The sequence below is a fragment of the Mesorhizobium sp. M1A.F.Ca.IN.020.03.2.1 genome (assembly GCF_004023205.1).
GTDB lineage: Bacteria > Pseudomonadota > Alphaproteobacteria > Rhizobiales > Rhizobiaceae > Mesorhizobium.
Map to the genome: position 1 here is coordinate 1 of NZ_RZSV01000035.1, position 25539 is coordinate 25539.

Sequence of the window (25539 nt, forward strand, 5' to 3'; positions counted from 1 at the left end):
GACGAGCCCGAGCCCCAAGCCCTTTTCCTTCGAGGTATTGAAAGGCGTGAACAGCGATTTCAGGATCGCCGGCGGAATCCCCGGTCCGTTATCGGACACGATCAGCGCGACGCCGTCGGCGGTTTCCGCGGCGGACACTTCGACCCGAGCACCGTCACGCCCCTCGAGCGCTTCCAACGCGTTCTGGAACAGGTTGATCAGCACCTGCTCCAACCGCAGCCGGTTCCCCATCACTTTCAGCGTCGCCGGCGGCAGCGTGATCGCCAGCGCGTCCAATCGGCCGGCAAAGCGGCTCCTGAGCAGCACCACTGCGCCTTCGATGACGCTGCGCAACTCGACCGGCTCGGCGGCGGTGCGACCCTTGCGGGCGAAAGCTTTCAGCTCCTCGGTGATGGAGCCGATGCGTTCGGTCAGCGCTGCGATGGCGCCGAGATTTTCCTCCGCCGGCGCCGTCTGCTTGCGTTCCAGGAAAACGCGCGCATTGTCGGCATAGGCGCGGATGGTCGCCACCGGCTGGTTGATCTCATGCGCGACGCCCGCGGCAACCTGGCCGAGCGTCGCCAGGCGGTTGGCCTGCACCAGCTCCTGCTGCATGACCTGCAGCTTGGCTTCGGTGCTGCGGTGGTCGGCGATCTCGGCCTGCAGCCGGTCGCGCGCGAGGCTGAGGTCCTGCGTGCGCTCGACGACGCGCCGTTCGAGTTCGGCGCGCGCCGCCTGCTCGGCAGCGATCCGCATCTGCGCGGACTGCCGGCGCCACAACAGATAAGCGGCCAAAGCGAGCAGCGGGACAAGGACGCCGAGGGCCAACAAACGCATTTCGCGCTGCGCCGCCGCGATCGGCGCTTCCGCCGGCACGAGATAGTCGAGGCGCCATGGCGTCGACGGCACGGCGGTGGATAGCCGCAGATACTCCGCGTCGCTGCCGCCGGGCGTGATGGCGTGCACCAGTGCGACATCGAGGCTCAGCGGTTGCGGTCTCGTGATGGGCAACGGCACCAGCGGAGCCTCGCCGAACTGCTGGCTGGCGCGGATGTCGGCCGCGACTGGAGCGGCCAGCGGCGCCGTCGTCATGAAGCGCCAGGAGGGCACGCTGGTGATCAGCACCACCCCATGCTCGTCGCTGACATAGGCCGGGCGGTTCGCCTCGTGCCAGTCGGCTTCGAGCTGGTCGAACTCCATCTTGACCACGACGACGCCGAGCGGGGCCGCCGCACTCCCGACACGGCGCGAAATGTAGAGGCCCGGGCGCTTGCTGACATTGCCGAGCGCGAAATACTCGGCCGTGCCGGATTGCATGGCGCCCGAGAAATAGGCGCGAAAACCGTAGTCATTGCCGACAAAGCTAACCGGCTCGCGCCAGTTGCTGGAAGCGATGGCCAGCCCGTCCGGGCCGGTGACGTAAAGCACCGAGGCCTTGGTGCCCGAAACCAGCCCTTCGAGCTTGCGGTTCAGCACGTCGATCGAGGCGGGGCTGCGCTCAGCGAGCGCGTCATGCACCTGCTGGTCTTCGGACAGAAGCAGCGGCAGCGCGCGCGGGTTTTCGAGCACCGCACGCAGCAGCGCCACCTTGAGATTGGCGTCGGTCCGCCCTTGCGCCGACAGCGCCTCGATCTCGGTCGAGCGTCCGTAGAGGCCGGCGCCATAGAGCGCTGCAAAGACGATGAGAAGCGCCACCGCCGCAAACAGCAGCCAGGCGCGCCGCGCCCGCCCGGCGAGCAGTTCGGGCGTCGAAGCGAGGGCAGCGGCGGGGCGTTGCAGCATCGCCCATTTGTGCATGATTTCGCACAAAGCACAATTCGAGCTATGCGGATCGCCGCACTGCGCTGTCGAATGGCAAAGCGCGTTGCGTCAGAAAACCAAACAAAATCAATGCTCGACGCCTCAAGGCGCAATCTGGCACGGCCGTTGCAAATGCATCCGCAGCAGCCGCGAGGCTGTGAAGGTCAACTGCCCCGGGAGGTCGAGCTTCTCGATCGGGGCCGAACGGAGGACATCATGCAGACGGCAATCGCTGCCGCGGAACCGCGCGGCAAAGTTCCCTTTTATCGGCATCTTTACGTGCAGGTCCTGGCGGCGATCGCCGCCGGCATCCTGCTCGGCCATTTCTATCCCGACATCGGCGCCTCGCTGAAGCCGCTCGGCGATGCCTTCATCAAGCTGGTCAAGATGGTGATCGCGCCAGTGATCTTCCTCACCGTCGCGACCGGCATCGCCGGCGTCTCCGACCTGCATAAGGTCGGCCGGGTCGCCGGCAAGGCGATGATCTATTTCCTCGTCTTCTCGACGCTGGCGCTCATCGTTGGCCTGATCGTGTCAAATGTCGTCCAGCCCGGCGCCGGCATGCACATCAATCCGGCGACGCTCGACGCCTCGAAGGTCTCGACCTTCACCGAGAAGGCGCATGACACGACGATCGTCGGCTTCCTGATGAACATCATCCCCGACACCATCACCGGCGCCTTCGCCCAGGGCGACATCCTGCAGGTGTTGTTCTTCTCGGTGCTGTTCGGCGTCGCTCTCGCTTTGGTCGGCGAGCGCGCTCGTCCGGTGGTCGACTTCCTGCAGGCGCTGACGGCGCCGATCTTCCGCCTCGTCGCCATCCTGATGAAGGCTGCGCCCATCGGCGCCTTCGGCGCCATGGCCTTCACCGTCGGCAAATACGGCATCGGGGCGATCGCCAATCTCGCCTTCCTGATCGGCACCTTTTACCTGACGTCGCTGCTCTTCGTGCTGATCGTGCTGGGAGCGGTGGCATGGTACAACGGCTTCTCCATCCTGGCGCTGATCCGCTACATCAAGGAAGAGCTGCTCCTGGTGCTCGGCACTTCCTCGTCGGAGGCAGCGCTTCCCGGCCTGATGGCCAAGATGGAGCGCGCCGGCTGCAACCGCTCGGTGGTCGGTCTCGTCATCCCGACCGGCTATTCGTTCAACCTCGACGGCACCAACATCTACATGACGCTGGCAGCGCTGTTCATCGCCCAGGCGACCGACACGCCGCTCACCTTCGGCGACCAGATCCTGCTGCTGCTCGTTGCCATGCTGAGCTCCAAGGGGGCCGCCGGCATCACCGGCGCGGGCTTCATCACCTTGGCGGCCACGCTTTCGGTCGTGCCTTCGGTGCCGGTTGCCGGCATGGCGCTGATCCTCGGCGTGGACCGCTTCATGTCGGAGTGTCGCGCGCTCACCAACTTCGTCGGCAATGCCGTCGCGACCATCGTCGTGGCGCGCTGGGAAGGCGAGCTCGACCAGAAGCAGTTCGCCGCCGCCATGGCCGGCCAGATGCCGGAGGAGGCAGACCTCGCGCTCTCAGGCGGCCTGCAGCCGGCCTGAGCGATCGAAACAATTCCCGGAAAATTGCCTCGGTGACTTCACCGTAGCCTTCGATCCGGAGTTGCACAGACAACGAGCGTCCACCCAAGCCGAAACAGGCCGTGGCTCCGCCGCGGCCTGTTCTTTTTGTCGGACGCCGAATAGGGTGGCGCGGGCCGGCATTCTTGCCGGTGCATCCAAGCGTGAGGGCCGACGGATGAGCAGCGCGTTTCCCGAGATCTACCTTGTCCGCCATGGCGAGACGGAATGGAGCGCATCGGCAAAGCATACCGGCCGCACCGACATTCCGTTGACCGCGAAAGGCGAACAGGCCGCACGCGGCGTCGCCGACCGCCTCAAGGAGCAGACCTTCCAGGCGGTCTGGTCGAGCCCATCGCAGCGCGCCTTCGACACCTGCCGGCTGGCCGGCTTCGGCGAGCGCGCGCTCAAGAAGGCCGACCTGCAGGAATGGGATTATGGCGCCTATGAAGGCGTGACGACGAAGGAAATCCTTGCCGGACGTCCCGGCTGGCAGTTGTTTCGCGACGGCTGTCCGGGCGGCGAGACGGCAGCCGATGTCGGCGCAAGGGCCGATGCGATCGTGGCCGAAATCCGGACGGCGGCCGGCAATGTGCTCATCTTCTCGAGCTCGCATTTCCTGCGCGTGCTTGCGGCGCGCTGGATCAGCCTGCCGCCGGAAGGCGGCGAACATTTCGTCCTCGATACCGCGAGCCTCAGCATCCTCGGCTACGAGCACGACCTGACCGAACCGGTCATCCGCCGCTGGAACCAAAAGTAGTTCCGGCCCCTGTTAAGCGGCAAGCATCGCCAGCTCCACGGCCGTTAAATGCCGCGCCTTGCCCTTCGCGAGATCACCCAACTGCAGCCTCCCGATCGCCACCCGCACCAGCCTGAGCACCTCGATGTCGAAGGCGCCGAGCATGCGGCGGATCTGGCGGTTGCGGCCTTCGTCGAGCACGATCTCCAGCCAGGCCGTGCGCCCGCCGCTGCGCAAGAGCGCGATCGAGCTCGCCGTCAGCAATTCCCCGTCGACGACAGCGCCTTGGCGGAACCGCTCGAGCATCTTCTCGTCGGGCGCGGAAGCAATCTGCACATGATAGGTCTTGGCGACATGCGAGGCAGGATCGAGCAAGCCGTTCGCCCAGCGCGTGTCGTTGGTCATCAACAGCAGACCTTCGCTCGCTTTGTCGAGACGGCCGACCGGCGACACGAAGGGCAGGTCAAGATCAGCAAGGCAGTCATAGACCGTGCCGCGCCCGTCGGGGTCGTCGCGCGTGGTGACCAGCCCGCGCGGCTTGTTGAGCATCAGATACACTTTTCGTTCCGCGGCGACCTGTGCGCCATCGACTGCGATGCGGTCGCGATCCGGATCGACGCGCAGCGACGGATCGCGCGCCACCTTGCCGGCAACGCGCACGCGTCCTTCGGCGATCATCAGTTCGGCCTGCTTGCGCGAGCAGAATCCTAGCTTCGACAGCGCTCGGTTGAGGCTGACTTTTCCAGCGATCGGTCGTCGCGGGAATTCGGGAAGCTGTCGTAGGGGCTTGCGTGTCATCGGCCGACAGATGCCATGCCGGGCAACGCCGGCGCAACCTGGCCGCCGTGCTTGCACTTCTCGCATTGCCTTTCGCTCGCAGATCGGCCGCACCTTGATCCCGCGCCAGATCCCGGCCGGCCTGGTCGCCACGCTCGCTGGCGGTCCCGTGCTGATGTGGCTGCTCCGGTGACGAGAAGCGGTGCAGCCAACGTTTCGGGTGGTGACGAGTACCTGACTTTGCTGAACCGGCAGCGTCGTCGACCGCAATCAAATCACGGTTCCGGCGGAGCGCTCAACCGCCGGTAAGGGACGCCGTCGAAGGTTGCCGTCACGAAGCTCTTCACCGACATCTTGCGCTTATGGCCGTCGCTGCAGGCATAGACCGGCCAGCCGGCCTCGCTGCATTCGCTGGCCGCGCAGAGGCGGGCAAGGCAGTTGCCGACAGTCAGCCGGAAGCCGCCTTTGCCGGCGAAGCTCTGCAGCAGGCTGCCATCGGCCGAGCGCCATGTCCGCTGGCGAAATTCCGGCCGCAGGGCCAAAGGTTCGAGAGGGGCGGCGAGATTGGCGGTGCCGGTACGCGCCATGAGCTGAAGACGGTACCGGGCCATCCCGGTCGTATATGCGGTTACGAGGTCGGACTCACCCGAATACGCGGACGCCAGATCGGAGCGGTCGAAGAGAGGAGCCGCTCGCTCGCCTGCTTCTGTTGGCCTCGCAAGGGCAACAAGGGCGACAAGGGCCAAACAAGCTCGCACCATTTTGATTTCCAGCAGCCATGCATCTCCGGCCTGCCAGCGCCCCCGGCTGCCTTCCACACCATCCCGCCAATTGCTGCGCGGTGCAAGCCGCTGCGCCAATAACCCGTGTCACCCATTGGGCGCCGGCGGCAGTTCGAACAGGGTGGCGCCATTCTCCTGTCCCCGCTCGACATAGCCGATGAGCCGAAACCATTTTGCGACGTCCGGTCCATCGAGCCAGCTGCGCGAGTGCACGGGCAGGTTGCCGGCGAGCGCCTGGATGTGGCGGATGTGACGCCTGCAGAAGCGAACGGTTGCCGCTCTGAAGAAGTCCTCCTGCGCGGCAAACAGCGTGTCGGCCGCGTCGCCATGCTCATGCCAGGCGATAAAGGCGACGGCCTGCGCGCCCTCGACCAGCGCATGGGCCCGGCCTTCCTTCAGGTTCATCATCAGATTGTCGTAGGCGGCCTTGCTGTCCTTGCCGGCCGCCAGGTACTCGTCCGACATTCGCTTGGACAGGCCGCGGAAAACATCCTCGAGATCTCCGACCGTCGCTGCGCGTGCTCTCATTTCTCCTCCTGACAGCCCGGCGGGAGTTTGCCCCATGGGAGGAGGATCACCAAGCAAATGAAATCCGCCATGCGCCTGACACGCGCAAATGCATTTCACTTGGCTTAGATGGCCGGTTGCCGCGCTCCCTGCGAGGCGCAGCCTCGATTCCTCAATGGACACAGGTGTCCATTCAAGCTAAGTTCGCCCCGCGCGAAGGTGGACGACTTTGTCGAACCGCGGCAGAACGGGATGGGTTATGGACTTTCGAGGACGGGGCGAGTTGATTGCGCCGGTTCGGTACTGCGCCGCCGATATGGCGTCTCAAGGTTTCTTGGCCCGTTGCACTATCGCTCACGTGATGCGGGCCTGAGCGCATGACAAGGCACTATTCAGCGCTTTCGCTATTCAAGGAAGGCGTCGCCGGCCAGACGGGCTGGGAGAAGGCCTGGCGCTCGCCGGAGCCCAAACCGCGTTACGACGCCGTCATCGTCGGCGGTGGCGGCCACGGCCTCGCCACGGCTTACTATCTCGCAAAGAACCACGGCGTCACCAATGTGGCGGTGCTCGAGAAAGGCTGGATCGGCGGCGGCAACACCGGCCGCAACACAACCGTCGTCCGCTCAAATTACTTCTACCCTGAAAGCGCGGCGATCTACGGATTGGCGCATAGTCTCTACAAGAGGCTATCGAAGGATCTGAACTACAATGTGATGTTTTCCGCGCGCGGCATTCTCACCCTCGCGCATAGCGAAGCGGGAATGGAAACCGCTGCCCGGTCCGTCAACGCCATCCAGGTCAACGGCATCGATTGCGAATTGTTCTCGGTCGAGGACGTCCGCCGGGTGGTGCCGATCTACAATTTCGGCCCGGATGCCCGCTACCCCGTCTATGGCGGCACCTGGCAGCCGAGCGGCGGCACGGCCCGTCATGACGCTGTCGCCTGGGGCTATGCGCGCGCCGCCAGCCTTCTCGGCGTCGACATCATTCAGAACTGCGAGATCAGCGACTTTATCATTGAGAACGGGCGCTGCCGTGGGGTCGTCACGTCGCGCGGCGCAATCCGGGCCGAGCGTACGGGGATGGCGGTGGCCGGCCACTCCTCGGTGCTGGCGGCGAAGGCGGGATTCCGGCTGCCGGTCAATTCCTATGCACTGCAGGCCTGCGTGTCCGAGCCGGTCAAGCCGATCATCGACACGGTGGTGATCTCGCCGGATACGGGCGTCTATGTCAGCCAATCGGACAAGGGCGAACTGGTGATCGGCGGCGCGCTCGACCGCATCCCGTCCTATGGCCAGCGCGGCAACTTGCCGGTGCTGGAAGGCGTGATCGCAGGCATGCTCGAAATGTTCCCGATCTTCGGCCAGCTGAAGATGATGCGGCAATGGGCAGGCATCGTCGACGTCGTCCCCGATTCCTCGCCCATCATCGGCGAATCGCCACTGCCCGGGCTTTTCCTCAATTGCGGCTGGGGCACGGGCGGCTTCAAGGCGATTCCCGCCGGCGGCACGCTGCTTGCCCATTTGCTTGCCACCGGCAGGCACCACGACATCAGCCGGCCTTTCGATCTCGACCGCTTCGCCCGCGGCCGGCTGATCGACGAGGCTGCCGGCTCCGGCATTGCCCATTGAAGGTGTAGAAAAGATGCAGCTCTTTCCCTGTCCGTTCTGCGGGCCGCGCGAAGAAAGCGAGTTTCACTATGGCGGCGAGGCCGGCAATTTGCGGCCCGACGGCGGGGACGTGACGGCCGAGCGCTGGGCCGGCTATCTGCATATGCGCAACAACCCGAAGGGGCCGACTCGCGAGATCTGGATGCACCTGACCTGCGGCGAGTGCTTTGCGATGAGCCGCGACAGCGTCAATCACAAGGTGTCGGGTTCCTCCGTGCTCGGCGACGCGGAGCATGGCGCATGAGCGCTTCGCGTCTTGCCAATGGCGGCTGCGACATCGATCGGGCCCGCCCGCTGAGCTTCACTTTCGACGGCACGCGCGTCGACGGCTTTGCCGGCGACACGATCGCGTCTGCCTTGCTGGCGAGCGGCCGGGCGATCGTCGGCCGCAGCTTCAAATATCATCGGCCGCGTGGCATCTGGGGATCCGGCGTGGAGGAGCCCAACGCGCTGGTCGATGTCGAAAGCGCCGGCGGCCGCGCGCCGAATGCGCGGGCAACGACCGTGCCGGCGCGGGACGGCCTCACGGTCAAGAGCGTCAACGCGTCGCCGACGGCGCTGGCCGACCGCAACGCGGTGCTGGACCGCCTTGCCCGTTTCCTGCCCGCCGCATTCTACTACAAGACCTTCATGTGGCCGGACTGGCACCTGTTCGAGCCGCGCATCCGCGCCATGGCCGGGCTCGGCGTCGTCGACCGCAATTGGAAGCCGCGTCACGTCTCGGACCAGATCAACCACCATTGCGACGTCCTGGTGGTCGGCGCCGGACCGGCCGGCCTCGCCGCGGCTGCCGGCGCGGCGGCAGCCGGGCACTCGGTCGTCCTGGTCGACGACCGGACGCATCCCGGCGGGTCGCTGCGCCACCGTGCAGGCGAAGTCGACGGTGCCAAGGGTGCGGCATGGGTCGATGCCACGGTGGCCCGGCTGAAGAGCAGTGGGCATCTCGTGCTCAGCGATACGACCGCCTTCGGCCTATATGATCACAATCTGGTCGCGCTCAACCAGCTTCACCGCGACGGCCGACCCGACACGCTGTGGCGCGTGCGCCCGCGCCGCATCGTGCTGGCGACGGGCGCGATCGAGCGGCCGGTCCCGTTCGCCAACAACGACCTTCCGGGCATACTCTCCGCTGACGCGGCGTTGAGCTACCTGCGCAGGCATGGCGTCCTTGTCGGCCGGCAGATCGTGGTCGCAACCAACAATGACAGCGCCTACGAGCCGGCCTCGGCGCTGGCTGCGGCCGGCGCTTCGGTGACGGTGGTTGATTGCCGGCGTGAGGGTGGCGTACAGGCGAAGAGCGGTATTCGGGCCCTCGCCGGACGCGCCATTGCAGCGGCGCGCGGCCGCAACGCCGTTCAGAGTGTTCTGCTCGACGACGGTACCGCCCTTGCGGCCGATTGCCTGCTCGTCTCGGGCGGCTGGACACCCACCGTGCATCTGTTCTCGCAGGCAAAAGGCAAGCTCGCCTGGAGCGATCAACTGTCGGCTTTCATTCCCGCAGAAGCGATCGAGGCGATCGGCGTAGCCGGCGCCGTCGCCGGCACGGTCTCGCTTTCCGAGACCTTGGCCAGCGGCCTGGCGGCTCTCGGCGGGTTCGGCTCAGCGTCGCCGGCACCTCGCAGCACTGGCGAGGAAAGAACGCTTGGCGTCGTCAGCCTGTGGCCGAAGCCCAAAGCCAAGGGCCGCGTCTGGATCGACTACCAGAGCGACGTCACCGCCAAGGACGTCGAACTGGCGGCGCGGGAGAATTTTGTCTCCGTCGAGCACCTGAAGCGCTATACGACCCTTGGCATGGCGACCGACCAGGGCAAGACGTCGAACCTGAACGGTCTGGCGCTGCTGGCCGCGGTTACCGGCCGCGCCATCTCGGATGTCGGCACCACCACCTACCGGCCGCCTTTCACGCCTGTGCCGTTCGCCAGCCTGGCGGGAGCGCGTCGCGGCAGCATGCACGCCCCGGTCCGTCGCCTGCCGCTGGAGGCAAACCATCGCGCAGCAGGCGGAGTGTTCCAGGAATATGGCGGCTGGCTGAGGCCGGCCTATTACGGAAGCGGCGAAGCTGCAGCCACGATCCATGAGGAAGCGCGGCGCGCCCGGCAGTCCCTTGCGCTCTTCGACGGCTCGGCGCTCGGCAAGATCGAGGTGATCGGTCCGCGCGCCGCCGAATTCGTCGACTTCATCTATTACAACACCATGTCGACCCTCAAACCCGGCCATTGCCGCTACGGTTTCATGCTGTCGGAAAATGGCGTCGTCTTCGATGACGGCGTTCTGGTTCGTCTCGACGAGCACCGCTTCATCGTCTCCTGCTCGTCGTCGCATGTCGCCGCTGTCCACGCGCGTCTCGAAGAGTGGCGGCAGGATCGTTTCGGCCGCGATGCGGTCTATATCCACAACGCCACCGCGCAATACGCCACCTTGACCATTTCGGGTCCGAAAGCGCGCGGGCTGATAGAGGGGCTCGATCTGGGTGCTGCGCTGGACGATGCCAGCCTGCCGCACATGGCGGTTACCGCCGGCCGCTTTGCCGGCGACGAGGTGCGCATTGCCCGGGTCTCCTTCACCGGCGACCGAAGCTACGAGATCTCCATCCGCGCCGACCGGGCCGAGGCGCTCTGGGCAAGAATGCAGCAGGAAGGCCGCGCGTTCGACGCCGTGCTGCTCGGGCTTGAATCCCTGATGATCCTGCGCGCCGAGAAGGGCTTCATCGTCATCGGCAAGGACACCGACGGCAACGTCATGCCGCACGACCTCGGCGTCGCGGGACCGCGGACCAAGCGTACAGGTGAGTTCGTCGGCCGGCGCTCGCTTTTCACCGAAGCGGCGAGCCGAACCGATCGCAATCAGCTTGTCGGCCTGGCTGTCGGCGAAGGCGAGGCGCCGCTGGCGACCGGCGCGCATGGTGTGGAGAAAAGCGGCGACCGGCTCCGGAGCATCGGCTTCGTCACCTCCAGCTATCAAAGCCCGACCCTGGGCCGCCCCGTCGCCCTGGCGCTCATCGAACGGGGTGCCGCACGGCATGGCCAAACGATCGACGTTCAGCACCTCGGCGTCCTGCGCCAGGCCACCATCGTCGCGCCCTGCGCCTTCGATCCGGAAGGGAGCCGCCTGCATGCGTAACCTTGCCGAAAAATGGCCCCCAGCGCCCGACTGGACCACCGCGGTCCTGAACACGGACGGGATTAGCGTGCGCACATTGGACGGGCTGAAGCAGCTTCTGGTCAGCGGCGACCTGACGGCTTGGGCGCAGGCTTCGGGTCTCGCGGGGGAAGGAGTCGGAGCCGGCGCGGTTGCCAACGGCGACAAATACATGGTGCGCATCGCGCGCGATCGTATTCTCGCCGTGAGCGGACGGCCATTACCCGTCGCGGCCGGCTGGCACGCGGCCGGTTTCGCGGTCACGGTCATGGATGCCGGGCTGCATGTATTCGAGATCGAAGGGCCGGGATTGGCCGGTCTGGTCGCCAGGGGCACGGCGCTCGATCCGAGGCAGGCAAGTCTCTCGGCTTCGATCCTTTTTGCCGGCTCCGGCGTTCTCTTCTACCGGTTCGGCAACCCCGATCGGGCGCGTGTGCACGTCGACCGGAGCATTGCCCCGTATCTTTGGGAGTGGCTCGAACAGGTGCAAGTATTGTAGCGGGGGCGGTTTCAGGTCTATCTAGCCGGCATTCAAACCTGGCCGGCCCGACATGCCTTCCGATTCCAGTGCAGATGCAGTCGTGCGACGGTCCGGTCTGATCGGCAACACCAAGGTGACGCGCGAGGACTGGATGAAGCTCGCGCTGGAGACGTTGATCTCCGAAGGCGTGGAGGCGGTGCGCGTCCTCGCGCTCGGGCAGAAGCTGAACGTCTCCCGTTCCAGTTTCTACTGGTACTTCAAGAGCCGTCAGGACCTGCTCGATCAGCTTCTCGACTATTGGCGCAACAACAACACCCGTTTCATCCTCGAGCAGGCCGGCCGGCCCGCCGCGTCGATAACTGAGGCCGTGCTCAATGTCTTCGAGTGCTGGCTGGATGAGAGGCTGTTCAATCCGCGCTTGGACTTCGCCGTGCGTGCCTGGTCGCGCCAGTCCGCCAAGGTCCATCGTATCGTGAACGAGGAAGACGATGCGCGGGTCGATGCCATCCGGGCGATGTTTTTGCGGCACGGTTACGCAGACACCGAAGCCTTCGTGCGGGCGCGCGTGCTGTACTTCACGCAGATCGGCTATTACTCGCTCGAGATCGTCGAGCCGGTGAGCAACCGTCTGTCTCTGACGCCGGCCTACCTGCTCACGCACACCGGCAAGCAACCTCGCCAGGGCGAGGTGGAGGCCTTCGCCGAAAAGGTGCGGGTGCGAACCGGCAGTTGACCATGGCCGACTGCTCGGCGGTCCGCAGCGCCGTCACCTGCAAACGTTTCTCAAACACGTTTCAGCGCTGTGAGATCGGAAATCGTCTTCCTGATCACCGCTTCCACCTTCGACCGTTCCTCGCCGCCGATCGGCAGGCGCGGCTTTCGAACGTGTTCCGGAGCGCCGTACACCAGATGCTCGGCGAATTTGATGTACTGCACCAGCTTGACGTCCGTATCGAGATGAAATGCCGGCGTCATCAGCCGATAGAGCGGAAGCGCTACCGCATAATCGCCGCCGCGGGCGGCGTTGAACAGCGATACGCACTCGGCCGGCCATGCATTGGTCATGCCCGAAACCCAGCCGGCGACACCGAGCGTCAGGCTTTCAAGGATAAGATCGTCGACGCCGCAAAAGATGTCGAAACGGTCGCCGAAGGCGTTGAACAGGTCGGTTACCCTGCGGATATCGCCGGTCTCTTCCTTGATGGCGACGATGCCAGGAACATCGACCAGCGCCTTCAGCGTCTCGACGTCGACGTCGACCTTGTAGGCGAGCGGATTGTTGTAGATCATCACCGGCAGGTCGCTGGCCTCGGCCACGGTCTTGTACCATGCCACCGTCTCATGGCGGTCGGTGCGATAGGCGAGACTGGGGAAGGTCATCAGCCCCTCGGCTCCAAGCTTCTGGTAGTTGCGAGCCGCCGCGGCCGCGTCGTCGGTGGATAATTCCGCAAGACCGGAGAGCAGCGGCACCCGTCCCGCCACGACTTCCCTGGCCGCTGAAACCACGGCATCGCGCTCGGCCTGTGTCAGCGTGGCATTCTCGCCAAGCATGGGCAGGACGATCACGCCTGACACGCCGTTCTGAACAAGCCGCTCGATGCTGGCTTGCGTGGCTTTCAGGTCGACTACGCCGGAAGCCTGCATCTTGGTCGTCACTGCTGGAAACACGCCGCTCCAGGTCATGGAATGCTCCTTGGTTGGGGTGTGGCCGGCGGAGGCGTCATAGAAGGGACGCATGCCGTATCGCCGGTCGGCACCAGCTTCCCATTTCTAACGCCACATGTTGACCTGCCAAGCCGCAAATGCGTCTTCGCCATAGCCCAGCGGTTTGTCGCGAAGAAACCGGCGCCGATCCGTCAGCGGCCTATTGCAGCGGATGCCGATGCGATCGGCGCCAGCAGCAGCATGCCAAAAGCCGGGCGCATAAGACGGCTGCTTCGGGTAACGGCGCCCAACCGGTCGCCAAGGCGCGCGCCGCTCCGATCAGGCCGTCACGTAAATGCTCCCGGCCTCGACGGTGACTGGGAACGTCCGCGCGCGAACGGACGGGTTGACCAGGGCCGCACCCGTCTGGATGTCGAACTCCCACCCATGCCAGGCGCAGCGAACGATTTCGTTCTCGCGGTGGTAGATGAATTCGGGTCCCTCGACGGGAGCGGTCGTTCCGCATTGCGGCCCTTCGCAAAGCGGAGCGCCTCGGTGAGGACAAACATTCAGCAGCGCATGGAAACTATCGCCGATCCGGAACACGCCGATCGACAGGCTGCGCACCTTGGCGATGAATGGCGTCCCGACCTGGATCTCGTCGGCGCGACAAATATACGTCTTCTCGGCCATTTGGGTCCTCGTCACGCTGCCGCGGCGGCTTGCGGGCGGGGGATCCGCTTGTAGACATCGAGCGCATTCTGGCCGAGCACCTTGCCGCGCCATTCCGGCGGGATGTGCAGCGTGTTAACGTCATCGTAATCCCAATGCGGGTAGTCGGACGCAAACAGCAGCGTGTTCTCCCCGTCCATCGCTTCCAGGAGCGCCCAGAGGTGTTTGACGTTCGACGGTTGCTCCAACGGCTGCGTGGAGAAGCGTATGTTGCGTCGACAATATTCCGACGGCAGCATCTTCAGCCATGGCGTCTCCTTGCGCAGGGCTTTGTAGTCGGCGTCAAGTCGCCAGAGCACCGACGGCACCCAGGCGATGCCGCACTCGATGACGACAAAGTAAAGATCCGGCCATTTTTCGAACACACCATGCGCGATCATGCTCGCGACATGCGACATGGCCGACATGTGCAGGATCGCATGGGTCTCCCAGAAGAAAGTCGTGGGCGCGGGCGCGACGGCATTCCAGTTGATGCCGCCATGCCCGCCAAGATGTATGGCGAACGGCAAGCCGACCTCGGCACAGGCCTCGAAGATCGGGTGATAGAACGGATCGCCATACGGCCGCACCGAGCCTTGGGAGGCCAGAACTTGCGCCATCCGGGGATGCGCGCCGAGCCGCCGGATCTCCGCCGCCGCAAGGCGTGGGTCCTGCGGCGCGATGACGATGGAGCCCATCAAGCGGCTGTCTTTCGGCAGCCATTCATTGATCTGATAGTCGTTATAGGCGCTTACCAGCGCGCTGGCGTAATAGGGATTTGCCAGCGTCGAAGCCTCGATCGGCTCGTCGCCAGTCAGGATTGCCACTCCGATATTGTATTTATCGAGGTGCTTCTCCTTCATGATCAGGTAATTGTCCGCCTCGACCTTCGGCCGCACGTCCTTCCGGGAGAAATCCTGCGGATGAAACCAGGGGCGATGGCCGTGCGGAAAGGCGCCGACGGGGCCGGTCTTCTCGCCTTCGATGAACATGTCTTTCCAGACGCCGGACAGGTAGGGCTCCAGCACCGTCGCGCTGGACCAGTAATTGTGGCAATCGCAATCGACTATGAACACTTGTCCCTCTTGATGATGCGGGCGCCGCTGAACGCCCCTGGATTCCTGCATCGAACTTCCGCCTTGTCAGTGTTTGGATCAAGCGTATGATCGGGCCGATACGATCGTAAAAATCGATTGGCTTGCCTATGCAACTGGAACAGGTCGAGACCTTTCTGGACATCATAGAATCGCGGAACTTCAACCGGTCGGCGGAGCGCCTCGGACTGACGCAATCGACGGTTAGCACCCGTATCAAGAACCTGGAAACCGCCGTTGGATCCGAGCTCTTCCACCGCGGACGCGCCGGTGCCGAGCCAACGGCGGCAGGGCGGCGGTTTGAGGCCTACGCGCGGTCGATGCTGTCGACCTGGTCCCAGGCGCGTCACGATGTGCGCGCCTTCAACAGGTTCGAGGGGAGCCTACGGGTCGCTGCCCAGGTCGGGATGACCCGCTCGATCCTGCCTGGTTGGCTGGAAATGCTGCTGCAAGTCTTGCCCCGGTCCTCGATCCACGTCGAATCCGATTATTCGCCGCAGATGATATCGGATCTGAGCCTGGGAAACCTTGATATTGCCGTTGTTTACGCTCCGCGCTACCTGCCCGAGATCACATATGACCAGCTCATGGTCGAAGAATATGTGATGGTCTCGACCACGGCGCGCAGGCTTTGCGATGTAAGCCCCGACAGTTACATCCGGCCGGGTTACACGGTGGCGCTCGAGAAGGCTCATGCCGAGGCGCTGCCAAACCTGACTGCGTGCCGGCTTTCGATGGGCTCCGAGACGCTTGCGGACAATATGCTGCGGCGGGCCGGCGGCACATGCTACATGCGCGCCGAGGATGCGCGACGCTTCGCCGCCGAGCGCCCCTCCCACATCGTGGAACAAGCTCCAACTCTGCATCAGCCCGTCTACACGGCGGTCCTCGCCCGACGCCGACATGAGCCGATCATTAAGAAAGGCGTCCGCGCGCTTCACCTTGCCGTCATGTCGCTGGAGAGTTGATCGATACAATCGATCGTAAACGGCTGAAGCGCCTCCTGTATCGAATGCAGGCCTGCTGGCAAGTGCTGATCGGCACGGCGGCACACGGTCCTAAGCGATCTTCATCGCCTTGCAGATTTCTTCGACCAGCATTGCGGCCGAGACCGAGCCGGGGTCCGCATGGCCGAGCGAGCGCTCGCCGAGACGCGCGGCGCGACCGACGGTTGCGATCATGTCGCGCGTCGCTTCCGTGCCCCGGCGGGCAGCGGCGGCTATGGCATCGGCGTTGTGGCCATTGACTGCCGCGTCGGCGGCCGGCCCCCAGGCGTCGAGCATTGTCTTCTGGCCGGGTTCCGCCTTGCCACGCTGGGCGATGCCGTCGCGCATCGCCGCAATGATGGTACGCAACTCGCCGGTCGGCATCGATGCGCGCGGACCCGCGGCCTTGCCGGCGCGCAGAAGGGCGGTCGCGTAGAGCGGTCCGGAGGAGGCGCCGATTGCGTTGAGAAAGCCTTTCGCGGCGGCATTGAATATATCCTGCAGCGTGCCTTCCGCGGCTTGCGCCGCTTCGGCCGCGGCCTTCATGCCTTGTTCCATGGCAATGCCGTGATCGGCGTCTCCGATCACTCCGTCCAGCGCGCAGAGCCTGTCGCGTTCCGTCGCCATCCGTTCGGCGAAAGCGCCGAAGAGGGCTTTCAAATCCCCGGTCGTGAAATCCATCGCGCTCAGCTCCGGAACATGGCGCAGTCGCACGGATGGTCGATCATGCGTTGCAATTCGTCATCGAGATGCATGACGGTGATCGAGGCGCCGGCCATGTCGCGGTTGTGACGACGTGGCACTGGATGGCGGCGAGCCAGTCGCGGGGATGACCCAGCCCGGCTTCAGACCGGAAACAGGAAGGCCGTAGCGGGATCGAAGAAAATCTGACGTCCCGAAGCGGCATCGGTGCCGCCCGGTTCGGCTGTATCCGAAGTTGGCCTGACGTCGATCTCGTCGCCCGACCCGGTGCGCGCCACGACGCGCCGGCGATCGCCGAAGAAGGCGGTGTCGACGATCTCGACGGCAAGCGATGCATTCCCCTCCATGGGGGTCAGGCGGAACGCTTCCGGCCGCACCATCAGTCTGGCCTTTTGGCCGCGGCCGAGCGCCTGTGTGGCTTTCACGCCCTTGACGATCGAGCCATCGGCCAACCGCACCAAGGCAACGCCGTTCTCTGTTTCGAGGTGCTCCGCCGGCAGGAAGTTGGAATTGCCGATGAAGCCGGCGACGAACTCGCTCGCTGGTCTGAGATAAAGGTCCTCGCCGGTGCCGATCTGCTCGATGCGGCCTTCCTTGAACAAGGCGATGCGGTCGGAAAGGTGCAGCGCCTCTTCCTGGTCGTGCGTGACATAGAGGATGGTGACGCCGGTCTCGCGGTGGATGCGGCGGATCTCGGCCTGGATTTCCTGGCGCAGTTTCTTGTCGAGGGCCGAGAGCGGCTCGTCCATCAACAGGATCGGGGGATCGTAGGCGAGCGCGCGGGCAAGCGCCACGCGCTGCTGCTGGCCGCCGGACAGCGCGCCGGGATAGCGCTCAGCGAATTTTTCCAGGCGCACCAGCGCCAGCATATCGGCGACCTTGCGCTTCACTTCGGCATCCGGCCGGCGGCGCACCCGCAGCGGAAAGGCTACGTTCTCGGCGACGCTCAGATGCGGGAACAGCGTGTAGCGTTGGAACACCATGCCGATGTTGCGCTTGTGCGACGGCACCGAAAGCAGCGACTTGTCTTCCAAAAGCACGTCGCCCGACGTCGGATCCTGGAAACCGGCGATCGCATAGAGCGTCGTCGACTTGCCGGAGCCTGACGGCCCGAGAAAGGTCAGGAATTCGCCCTTCGGCACATCGATGGTGACGTCGTGGACGGCGACGAAGGCGCCGAACGCCTTTCTCACCGCGCGGATGGACAGGAATGGCCGGGTCATCTGGACAGTCTTCTGCGAAGGAGTGCGGTGACGATCATCAGGGCGAGAGTGAGGCCGACGAGCAGGCTGGACGCGGCGGCGACGACCGGGCTCAGATCGGCACGCAGGCTGCCCCAGATCTTCACCGGCAAGGTCTGCAGGGTCGGGCTCGCCATGAAGATCGCCACCACCACCTCGTCCCATGAGGCGAGGAAGGAAAAGATCGCCGCCGAGAAGATGCCGATGCGGATCGAGGGCAGGGTGATCCTGAGCCTTGCCTGCAGCGGACTGGCGCCGCACACGATCGCCGCGTCCTCGATGGATTTGTCGAAACCTTCGAGCGCGGTGGCGATCGGAATGATGGCGAAGGGCAGGGCCAGGATGGTGTGGGCGATGACGAAACCGATCGTCGTGCCGGCGAGCCCGATGCGCAGGAAAAAGGCGTAGATGGCGATGGCGAAAACCACCACCGGCAGCACCATCGGCGTCAGCAGCAGGACGCGCAGGAGCTGCCGGCCGCGAAACTCGCCCCTGACCAGGCTGAAGGAGGCGAGCAGGCCGATCAGAACCGCGAGGATGGCGGCCATCGCGGCGATCTTGGCGCTGGTCAAAGCGGCGTCGACCCAGGCCGGGTCGGCGAGCAGTTCCTGATACCATTTCAGCGTCCAGCCGGGTGGCGGAAAGGCCAGCCAGCGCGACGAGCCGAACGACAACAGGACGATGAAGACCACCGGTAACAGAAGGAAAGCCGCGATGAGGGTAGTGAAGCCGGCGAGCGCCGCACGCAGCCATCCGAGCCGGTCGTAATCGAGCAGCATCCTAGAGCCCTCCGGCGAGGCGCCTGGCGCCGACCATGCGCAATTGGATCGCGTAGAGCACCATGGTGACGGCGAGCAGCACGAAGGCCGCAGCACTTCCGAGCCCCCAGTTGAGCAGCGACTGCACCGTCTGGGCGATCATTTCGGCGAGCATCATGTTCGATGTGCCGCCGAGCAGCGCGGGCGTCACGAAATAGCCGAGCGACATGACGAAGACCATCAGCCCGCCGGCGGCGATGCCGGGCAGCGACAGCGGTAGCAGGATGCGGCGGAATGCCTGCGACGGGCTAGCGCCGCAAAGGGCGGCGGCGCGCAGCGTCATCGGATCGATGGCGCGCAGCGTGCCGACCAGCGGTAGGATCATGAAGGGCAGCATGATGTAGACCATGCCGATGGTGACGCCGGTCAAATTGTTGATGAGCGGCAGCGGCTCGTGGATGACGCCGAGCCCCATCAGCGCCCGGTTGATCACACCGGTGCGCTGCAAAAGCACCATCCAGGCATAGGTGCGGGTGAGGAGATTGGTCCACATCGACAGGATGATGATGCCGAAGACGACCGAACCGAGCGCCGGCGGCATGATCGCCAGCATCCAGGCGACCGGAAACGCGACGAGGATGGTCACGACGGTGACGACGGCCGCGACCAGGAAGGTGTTGAGAAACACCCGCACATAAGTGCCGCTGCCGAACAGCGCGGCATAGTTCTGCAGGCCGGGCTCGGGATCGGTGACGCTGCGCAGCAAGAGCGCGACCACCGGCACGACAAAGAACAGGCCGACCAGCACCAGGGCCGGCAGGGCGCCGCCGCTGCCGGCCGGCAGGCCGGCAATCGAGCCGCGGCTGAGGGAGTGTGCTTGCATCGAGCGGTTCCCGTCGTCCCGAAGGGGAGCGGCTTGCCGCGCCCCCGGCTTGCTGTGGCGCTACTTGGTCTGCCAGGCGTACCAGCGCGTGGCGATCTCGTCGCGGTGCTCGGCCCAGTAGTTCATGTCGAGATTGATCTGACTCTCGACGTGCGCGTCGGGCAGCCCTTTCACCACGTCGGCGGGCATTTCCGCCTTGGCCTTGGTGTTGATCGGCGCGTAGCCGCTTGCCTCGGCGAATTTCGCCTGGCCGGTCGGGCTGGTCGCGGCGGCGAGGAACTTCATCGCGCTGTCCTTGTTCTTGGCGCCCTTCGGCACGACGAGAACGTCAGCGGCGGTGAGGTTCTGGTTCCAGGAGACGCCGACATCGGCGCCGTCCTTCTCGAGCGCAAAGACACGGCCGTTCCAGAGCTGCCCGAAGGCAGCCTCGCCCGAAGCGATGAGCTGCTGCGACTCCGCGCCGCCGCCCCACCAGACGATGTCCGACTTGATCGTGTCGAGCTTCTTGAAAGCCCGCTCGAGATCGAGCGGATAGAGCTTGTCCGCCGGCACGCCGTCGGCGAGCAGCGCGATCTCGATCACGCCCGGCGCCGACCATTTGTAGAAGGTCCGTTTGCCGGGAAACTTCTTGGTGTCGAACATGTCGGCCCAGCTTGTCGGCTCACCCGAAACGGCGCCCTTGTTCCAGGCCAGCACGAAGGAATAGTAGAAGCTGCCGACGGCGTGCTCGTTGCTGAAGCGCGGGTCGAGATCGGCCTTCGGCACGGCGGCGAAGTCGATCGGCTCGAGCAGCCCGTCCTTGGCGGCCTTGATGGCGAAATCCATTTCCACGTCGACCACGTCCCAGGTGACGTTCTTGGCGTCGACCATGGCCTTCAGCTTGCCGTAGTCGGTCGGGCCGTCCTGCAGCACCTTGATGCCGGAGCTCGCCGCGAACGGCTCGGCCCAGGACTTGGCCTGCGCTTCCTGCGTGGTGCCGCCCCAGCTGGTGAATACCATTTCGTCGGCCTTGGCGGCGGTTGCCGATAGCAGTCCGGCGAGCACGCCGGCTAAGATCAGTCTCATGTCATTCTCCTCTGATTTCTCTGTTCCGTTTCTTGTTCTTGTCGCTGCACCCTCGGCATGCGTTCTCAGCGCATGACGAAGGGATCGGGAATCGGCTCGTCCGAGGTCTTGATCCAGACCGATTTCGAGCGCGTGTAGTCGCGGATGGCGTCGAGCCCGCCTTCGCGGCCAAGACCCGACAACCCGTAGCCGCCGAAGGGAACGAGCGGCGACACGGCGCGATAGGTGTTGACCCAGACGACGCCGGCACGGATGTCGCGCGCCATGCGGTGCGCCTTGCCGAGATTCGAGGTGAAGACGCCGGAGGCGAGACCGAAGGGCGTGTCGTTGGCTAGAGCCAATGCCTCGGCCTCGGTGTCGAAGGCGAGCACGCTCAACACCGGCCCGAACAATTCCTCGCGTACGCAGGGCAGGTTGCTATCACCGGCATCGATGATCGTCGGCGCATAGTAGAAGCCGGCGCCGGCGTCGGGGCGCCTGCCGCCGGTGACCAGCGTGCCCCCGGCGGCGAGGCTTTCGGCCACGATGGTCTCGATCCGGTCGCGCTGGCGCAGGGTCGCGAGCGGCCCCATCTCGGTGGCCGGATCCTGAGGATCGCCGATGCGGATCGCTTCGGCCTTGCGCTTCAACGGACCGAGGAATTCTTGTCTTACGGTACGCTCGATCAGCAGGCGCGAACCGGCGACGCAGCTCTGTCCGGTCGCCGCAAAGATGCCGGCGACGACCGCATTGGCGGCGCTGTCGAGGTCGGCGTCGGCGAAGACGACGACCGGGCTCTTGCCGCCGAGCTCGAGCGTCGTGTGCGCGAGGTTTTCCGCCGTGTTCCTGACGATGGCGCGCGCCGTGGCCGGGCCGCCGGTGAAAGCGACGCGCGAGACCAGCGGATGACTGGTCAGGCGCTGCCCGCACTCCTGGCCGAAGCCCGTGAGGATGTTGACGGCGCCGGCCGGAAAGCCGGCTTCGCTGACCAACTCGGCGAAGGCGAGCAGCGGTGCCGGGCCGTCTTCTGAGGCCTTGAGCACCACCGTGCAGCCCGCGGCAAGCGCCGGGCCGAGCTTGACCGCCGAGAGGAAGAGCTGCGAGTTCCACGGCACCACCGCGGCGACCACGCCGATCGGCTCGCGGCGGATGGTGACGTCGAGATCGGCCTTGTCGATCGGCACATGCGCGCCTTCATGCTTGTCGGCGAGCCCGCCATAGTAGCGGTAATAGTCGCCGACATAGGCGATCTGGGCGCGCGTCTCGCGGATGATCTTGCCGGTGTCGCGCGTCTCCAACTCGGCCAGGCGGCCCGCATTGGCGGCGACGAGGTCGCCGAGCCTGACCAGCAGTTTGCCCCGCGCGGTTGCTGTCATCGATGCCCAAGGCCCGGTGCGCAGCGCACGATGCGCGGCCTGGACGGCGCGGTCGACATCGGCTTCGCTCGCCGCCGGCATCTTCGCCCATGGCGCGCCGGTCGACGGATCGATGCTGTCGAAGCTGGCCGACGGCTCGTCGAAGCGGCCGTCGATGAAGTTCCTGAATGCGGCGTCGGTCATGGCCTTGCCCGTTCGTTCGCGATCAGATGAAGGCCGGCATCACCCGGTCGATGAACAATTGCAGCGATTTCTTCTTGCGCTCGTGCGAAAGGCCGCTGTCGATCCAGATCGAGTACTGGTCGAAGCCTAGCGTCTCATAGGCTTTCAGCCGCGCGACCACCTCGTGCGCCTCGCCGATCACCAGGTTCTGGCGCATCTTGTCCGGCGCGTATTGCGGCATGGCCGCGATCTCTTCGGCGCTCAGCGGTTCCAAAATGCCCTGGTGCACCGGCTTCTTGTTTTGGAACCAGGCGCCGAACTGGCAGTAGAAGTTCGACAGATCCTGGCTCAGCCGATCGGCATCGGCGGCGTCCTCGGCGACGAAGGTGTGCATCAAGAGCATGATTTCCGGACGCGGGATTTCGGGATGCGCGGCGCAGGCGTCGTTAAACCGCTGCATCAGGCTTGCAACCTCATCGTCGCCGGACGCCAGTGGCGTCACTTGGACCTTGCATCCGTTGGCGACAGCGAAGTCGTGCGAGTTCGGATCGCGCGCCGCCACCCAGATCGGCGGGTAGGGTTTTTGCAGCGGCTTGGGAGAGGAGGTGGTTGGCGGGAACTGCCAGAATTCGCCGCAGTGCTCGTAGTCGCCGTCCCAGAGACCCCGGATCGCCGGAATGATCTCGCGCATGCGCTGCCCGGCGCCCCAGGCATCGAGCCCGGGGAAGACCCGCTGATATTCGTAGCTGTAGGCGCCCCGGGCGATGCCGATGTCGAGCCGGCCGCCGGCAATCACGTCGGTCATCGCCGCCTCGCCGGCAAGCTTGATCGGGTGCCAGAAGGGCGCGATGATGGTTCCGGTGCCGAGGCGGATGCGGCTGGTCTTGGCCGCCAGATAGGCGATGTTGATGAACGGATTGGGCGAGATGGTGAACTCCATCCCGTGATGCTCGCCGATCCAGGCGGTCTCGAAGCCCGCCTCTTCCGCCAGTAGGACCAGCTCACCCAGCTCGCGCAACAACTCCGAATGCGGCTTGACGAGATCCGAGCGTTCCATATGCACGAAGAGCGAGAACTTCATCCCTGGTCACCTGTATTGAGGACGACGGTCCTGGCGAGCGGCCTTACCTCGCCTTCGACCTCGTTGCCGACATAGACGCCGAATGCGTCTTCAGTGCATTCGCGCACATAGCGGGTGAGCATCGAGCGGATGGCCGGATCGGCGATCTTCAAGCCGTCGATCGCGTCGATGTCGATCAGCCGGATGCCTCGATCGCTGGAAGCCGGCACGTCGAAGGTACCGCGATAGTAAACATGGGTGCGCGAGGGATTGCCCGCGTCGTCCCATACGGCGAAGAGGAAGCCGAGCTGGGCCTCGATGGCCTTTGCGGCCAGAAGCCCGTTGAGGCTCTTGCCGTCGCTTGCCGAGCCCAGCCCCCGGCCGCGCGGCAGTTCGAGGAAGCCGTCCGGCGTTTCGAGGAACAGGATACGGCCGCCGTTTTCGAGGATGGCGCCGACATCGGTGCCGGGCTGGGCGGCGGCCAGCGCCTCCTGACTGAGCCCGGGCGTGATGTAGGCGCCGCGGCAATAGCCGAGAGGCTGCGAGGTATTGTGCTGGAAGTCGCGGACGCGGCCGATCAGGATCGAATGGTCGCCCGCCTCGACCAACCGCTCCATATCGCAGTCGAAGGTTGCGACCGAGCCGTCGAGAACCGGACTGCCGGTCTTCCCCGGGCGCCAGTCGACCGACGCGAATTTATCCGCTGCCTTCGAGGCGAAGATGCCGGAGGCCGCTTTCTGGGTCTCGTTCAAAATGTTGATGGCGAAGCTCTTCGATGTCGCGAACACCGGATGACCGAGCGCCTTGTGGGCGATGCAGACCAGCACCAGCGGCGGATCAAGCGACACCGATGTGAACGAGTTGGCGGTGAACCCGCGCGGCTCGCCTTCCGCGCCGATCGTGGTGACGATGGTGACGCCTGTTAGGAAGGAGCCGAGCGCACGCCGGAACTCGCCGCTGTCGAAGCTGGCGTCCGCTGCTGCTCCTTGCTCCAGGCTTTCACCTTCGTTCAGGAACTCGGCGATGCATCGTGAGGTGAGATCCGGTGCCGCCGCCGCCATCATGTGCCTTTGGCCGGCGAGAACGGTGCAGCGGCCATGCGGCGCGAGCCTGGCCATGGCGGCCGACATTGCCGGCGAGGAGTTCTTGTCCTCGGAGCCGGTGATGAACAGCGCCGGCATGGCCAGGGTCTGCAGGCGCTCGGCGTGGTCGCCGTCGGCACGGGCGAACAGGCGATAGGTGCGGGCGTAGCCTTCGGGATCGACCTCGCTCAACGCTGCCGCCGCCTTCCCGGCCGCCGCCGTGAGCTCGGCCGGAACCGGATCGCCGAACCAGCGGGCGATGGTCTGGGCGACCCCCGCCGCATCGCCGTGGCCGGTGAGCGCCGCCGCGCGCTCGAGCACGGCTTGGGCCAGATCAGGCGGACGACGGAACACGGCATTGAGCGACACGACACGGCGGATGCGCTCCGGCGCTAGCAGCGCGAGTTCCTGCGCGACCAAAGCCCCCATCGAGTGACCGACGACGGACACCTTGTCGAGGCCGAGATGATCGAGCAGCCGGATCGCCTGCGCGGCATAGTCGGCGAGTTCCGGCTCCTGCGGCGGCAGCGGCGAGCGGCCGTGGCCAAGCATGTCGATGGCGATCAGGTCGAAGCGGTCAGCCATCCGCTGGATCTGCGGCTGCCAGATCGTCGCGTTCATGCCGACGCCGTGGATGAACAGCACCGGCGCGCCCGATCCGGCGCGGATAAAGCCGGTTCCGTCGGGCGCGGCTGCCCGGGTCCATCCAGGTGCGACGGCGTCAGCCATGCAGGTCGCCCACTTCCTTGAGGTCCTGATAGCGGTCGCCGATGCGATGGTGAGGACGGCCGCCGATCGAAGCACCGAGCGCCACGACCAACTCGTCCGGCGCCGGTGCGTCGCCGATCTGGAAATGCACGGTCAGATAGTGCGAGCGGCGGCCCTCGTCATTCTTGTCCATCAGCGGAATCATGATCGGTGTGTTCGGCCCACCACGCAGATTGGTGAAGGCGAGATAGGTCTTGGCGGCGACGGCGCGGCGATAGTGATTGCCGAAATGCAGTGTGTGGATCAGCGCCGAGGCATGCTCGATCTCGCCCGACGTGCCGCAGATCGCGGCCTTGCCGTAGCCCTCGATCGCCTCGGCCGAGCCGGCGGCGGCAACGATCTCGCGGGTCAGGGTTTCTCCAAGCACCGGCGCAAAGGCGCGGATCTCGGGCGAAAGATCCTCGATGAAGCCGCGACCCGCCCAGGGGTTCGTCAGCACGGCGGCGACGCCGATCAGGCGCAGCGGCTTGGATGCTGCCTTGCCGCCTTCGATCAGCGTGTTCTCGCTGTAAGTGACGATCTTGCGAATGGCCGGCTGCATGGAAACCTCTGTCAGGTGGCGCTCGAGAAAACGCCAACTTCTCTG

General features: G+C 65.3%; 24 protein-coding genes. 8 read left to right on the forward strand and 16 right to left on the reverse strand.

Annotation, left to right across the window (positions count from 1 at the left end):
* A partial coding sequence (locus tag EOA79_RS08325) for an ATP-binding protein (protein WP_245489848.1) occupies positions 1-1761 on the reverse strand: 1761 nt, incomplete at its 3' end.
* Positions 1762-1995: 234 nt separating this feature from the next.
* Between EOA79_RS08325 and EOA79_RS08330 the strand changes: the two genes are divergently transcribed.
* Both EOA79_RS08330 and EOA79_RS08335 read left to right on the forward strand, forming a co-directional pair.
* A complete protein-coding gene (locus tag EOA79_RS08330) occupies positions 1996-3330 on the forward strand; it encodes a dicarboxylate/amino acid:cation symporter (RefSeq protein WP_095826078.1) in 1335 nt (444 codons plus the stop codon).
* Between the two features lie 196 nt (positions 3331-3526).
* Positions 3527-4108 (forward strand): histidine phosphatase family protein, encoded by a 582-nt coding sequence (locus EOA79_RS08335; RefSeq protein WP_095826043.1) that lies wholly within the window; start codon positions 3527-3529, stop codon positions 4106-4108.
* A 12-nt stretch (positions 4109-4120) separates the two neighbouring features.
* On the opposite strand, the gene EOA79_RS08340 is transcribed toward EOA79_RS08335, so the two are convergent.
* The 3 genes from EOA79_RS08340 to EOA79_RS08350 form a co-directional block, all read right to left on the reverse strand.
* The gene (locus EOA79_RS08340) at positions 4121-4885 is read right to left on the reverse strand and encodes a pseudouridine synthase (protein ID WP_095799402.1); all 765 of its coding nucleotides are present in this window, start codon (positions 4883-4885) and stop codon (positions 4121-4123) included.
* Positions 4886-5139: 254 nt separating this feature from the next.
* A complete protein-coding gene (locus tag EOA79_RS08345) occupies positions 5140-5724 on the reverse strand; it encodes a hypothetical protein (RefSeq protein WP_245489849.1) in 585 nt (194 codons plus the stop codon).
* Positions 5725-5733: 9 nt separating this feature from the next.
* Positions 5734-6174, reverse strand: a complete 441-nt coding sequence (locus tag EOA79_RS08350) for a hypothetical protein (RefSeq protein ID WP_066993921.1) — start codon at positions 6172-6174, stop codon at positions 5734-5736.
* A 356-nt stretch (positions 6175-6530) separates the two neighbouring features.
* On the opposite strand from EOA79_RS08350, the gene EOA79_RS08355 reads away from it, so the two are divergent.
* From EOA79_RS08355 to EOA79_RS08375, 5 genes are read left to right on the forward strand one after another with little or no spacing between them, the layout of a single operon-like run.
* Positions 6531-7784 (forward strand): sarcosine oxidase subunit beta family protein, encoded by a 1254-nt coding sequence (locus tag EOA79_RS08355; protein WP_095826042.1) that lies wholly within the window; start codon positions 6531-6533, stop codon positions 7782-7784.
* A gap of 13 nt (positions 7785-7797) precedes the next feature.
* Positions 7798-8067, forward strand: a complete 270-nt coding sequence (locus EOA79_RS08360; RefSeq protein ID WP_067322843.1) for a sarcosine oxidase subunit delta — start codon at positions 7798-7800, stop codon at positions 8065-8067.
* The gene (locus EOA79_RS08365; protein WP_127334893.1) at positions 8064-10943 is read left to right on the forward strand and encodes a sarcosine oxidase subunit alpha family protein; all 2880 of its coding nucleotides are present in this window, start codon (positions 8064-8066) and stop codon (positions 10941-10943) included. Before EOA79_RS08360 ends, EOA79_RS08365 begins: the two co-directional genes overlap by 4 nt.
* Entirely contained in the window at positions 10936-11460 is a 525-nt protein-coding gene (locus EOA79_RS08370; protein ID WP_095826040.1) for a hypothetical protein, read from the forward strand. Before EOA79_RS08365 ends, EOA79_RS08370 begins: the two co-directional genes overlap by 8 nt.
* Positions 11461-11512: 52 nt before the next feature.
* A complete protein-coding gene (locus tag EOA79_RS08375) occupies positions 11513-12175 on the forward strand; it encodes a TetR/AcrR family transcriptional regulator (RefSeq protein WP_095826039.1) in 663 nt (220 codons plus the stop codon).
* A 50-nt stretch (positions 12176-12225) separates the two neighbouring features.
* Here EOA79_RS08375 and EOA79_RS08380 read toward each other — a convergent pair whose 3' ends face one another.
* The 3 genes from EOA79_RS08380 to EOA79_RS08390 form a co-directional block, all read right to left on the reverse strand.
* Positions 12226-13125 carry a dihydrodipicolinate synthase family protein gene (locus tag EOA79_RS08380; protein ID WP_095826077.1) on the reverse strand — a complete coding sequence of 300 codons (900 nt, stop codon included), beginning with the start codon at positions 13123-13125 and terminating at the stop codon, positions 12226-12228.
* Positions 13126-13425: 300 nt separating this feature from the next.
* Positions 13426-13779, reverse strand: coding sequence for a Rieske (2Fe-2S) protein (locus EOA79_RS08385; RefSeq protein ID WP_066994002.1), 354 nt, complete (start codon positions 13777-13779; stop codon positions 13426-13428).
* Positions 13780-13790: 11 nt separating this feature from the next.
* On the reverse strand, positions 13791-14873 hold the full coding sequence (locus EOA79_RS08390) for an amidohydrolase family protein (protein WP_095799496.1): 1083 nt from the start codon (positions 14871-14873) through the stop codon (positions 13791-13793).
* A gap of 128 nt (positions 14874-15001) precedes the next feature.
* Between EOA79_RS08390 and EOA79_RS08395 the strand changes: the two genes are divergently transcribed.
* Entirely contained in the window at positions 15002-15859 is an 858-nt protein-coding gene (locus tag EOA79_RS08395) for a LysR family transcriptional regulator (protein WP_127334892.1), read from the forward strand.
* A 90-nt stretch (positions 15860-15949) separates the two neighbouring features.
* On the opposite strand, the gene dhaL is transcribed toward EOA79_RS08395, so the two are convergent.
* The 9 genes from dhaL to EOA79_RS08440 all read right to left on the reverse strand — a co-directional run bounded on the left by dhaL (position 15950) and on the right by EOA79_RS08440 (position 25494).
* Positions 15950-16558: a dihydroxyacetone kinase subunit DhaL gene (gene dhaL, locus EOA79_RS08400; protein ID WP_095826037.1), complete on the reverse strand. Its 609-nt coding sequence runs from the start codon at positions 16556-16558 to the stop codon at positions 15950-15952.
* Positions 16559-16722: 164 nt separating this feature from the next.
* A complete protein-coding gene (locus EOA79_RS08405) occupies positions 16723-17802 on the reverse strand; it encodes an ABC transporter ATP-binding protein (RefSeq protein WP_095826036.1) in 1080 nt (359 codons plus the stop codon).
* A complete protein-coding gene (locus EOA79_RS08410; RefSeq protein WP_095826035.1) occupies positions 17799-18599 on the reverse strand; it encodes an ABC transporter permease in 801 nt (266 codons plus the stop codon). The genes EOA79_RS08405 and EOA79_RS08410 overlap by 4 nt, the downstream gene beginning before the upstream one ends.
* Before the next feature lies 1 nt (position 18600).
* The gene (locus EOA79_RS08415) at positions 18601-19461 is read right to left on the reverse strand and encodes an ABC transporter permease (protein ID WP_095826034.1); all 861 of its coding nucleotides are present in this window, start codon (positions 19459-19461) and stop codon (positions 18601-18603) included.
* A 60-nt stretch (positions 19462-19521) separates the two neighbouring features.
* A complete protein-coding gene (locus tag EOA79_RS08420; RefSeq protein WP_095826033.1) occupies positions 19522-20526 on the reverse strand; it encodes an ABC transporter substrate-binding protein in 1005 nt (334 codons plus the stop codon).
* A gap of 65 nt (positions 20527-20591) precedes the next feature.
* Positions 20592-22064: an aldehyde dehydrogenase gene (locus EOA79_RS08425; RefSeq protein WP_128292964.1), complete on the reverse strand. Its 1473-nt coding sequence runs from the start codon at positions 22062-22064 to the stop codon at positions 20592-20594.
* A 22-nt stretch (positions 22065-22086) separates the two neighbouring features.
* Complete coding sequence (locus EOA79_RS08430; RefSeq protein ID WP_095826031.1) at positions 22087-23124, reverse strand: LLM class flavin-dependent oxidoreductase; 1038 nt, start codon at positions 23122-23124, stop codon at positions 22087-22089.
* A complete protein-coding gene (locus EOA79_RS34075) occupies positions 23121-24914 on the reverse strand; it encodes an alpha/beta fold hydrolase (RefSeq protein WP_095826030.1) in 1794 nt (597 codons plus the stop codon). The genes EOA79_RS08430 and EOA79_RS34075 overlap by 4 nt, the downstream gene beginning before the upstream one ends.
* Positions 24907-25494: an amino acid synthesis family protein gene (locus EOA79_RS08440; RefSeq protein WP_067328500.1), complete on the reverse strand. Its 588-nt coding sequence runs from the start codon at positions 25492-25494 to the stop codon at positions 24907-24909. The genes EOA79_RS34075 and EOA79_RS08440 overlap by 8 nt, the downstream gene beginning before the upstream one ends.
* Positions 25495-25539: the final 45 nt, after the last annotated feature.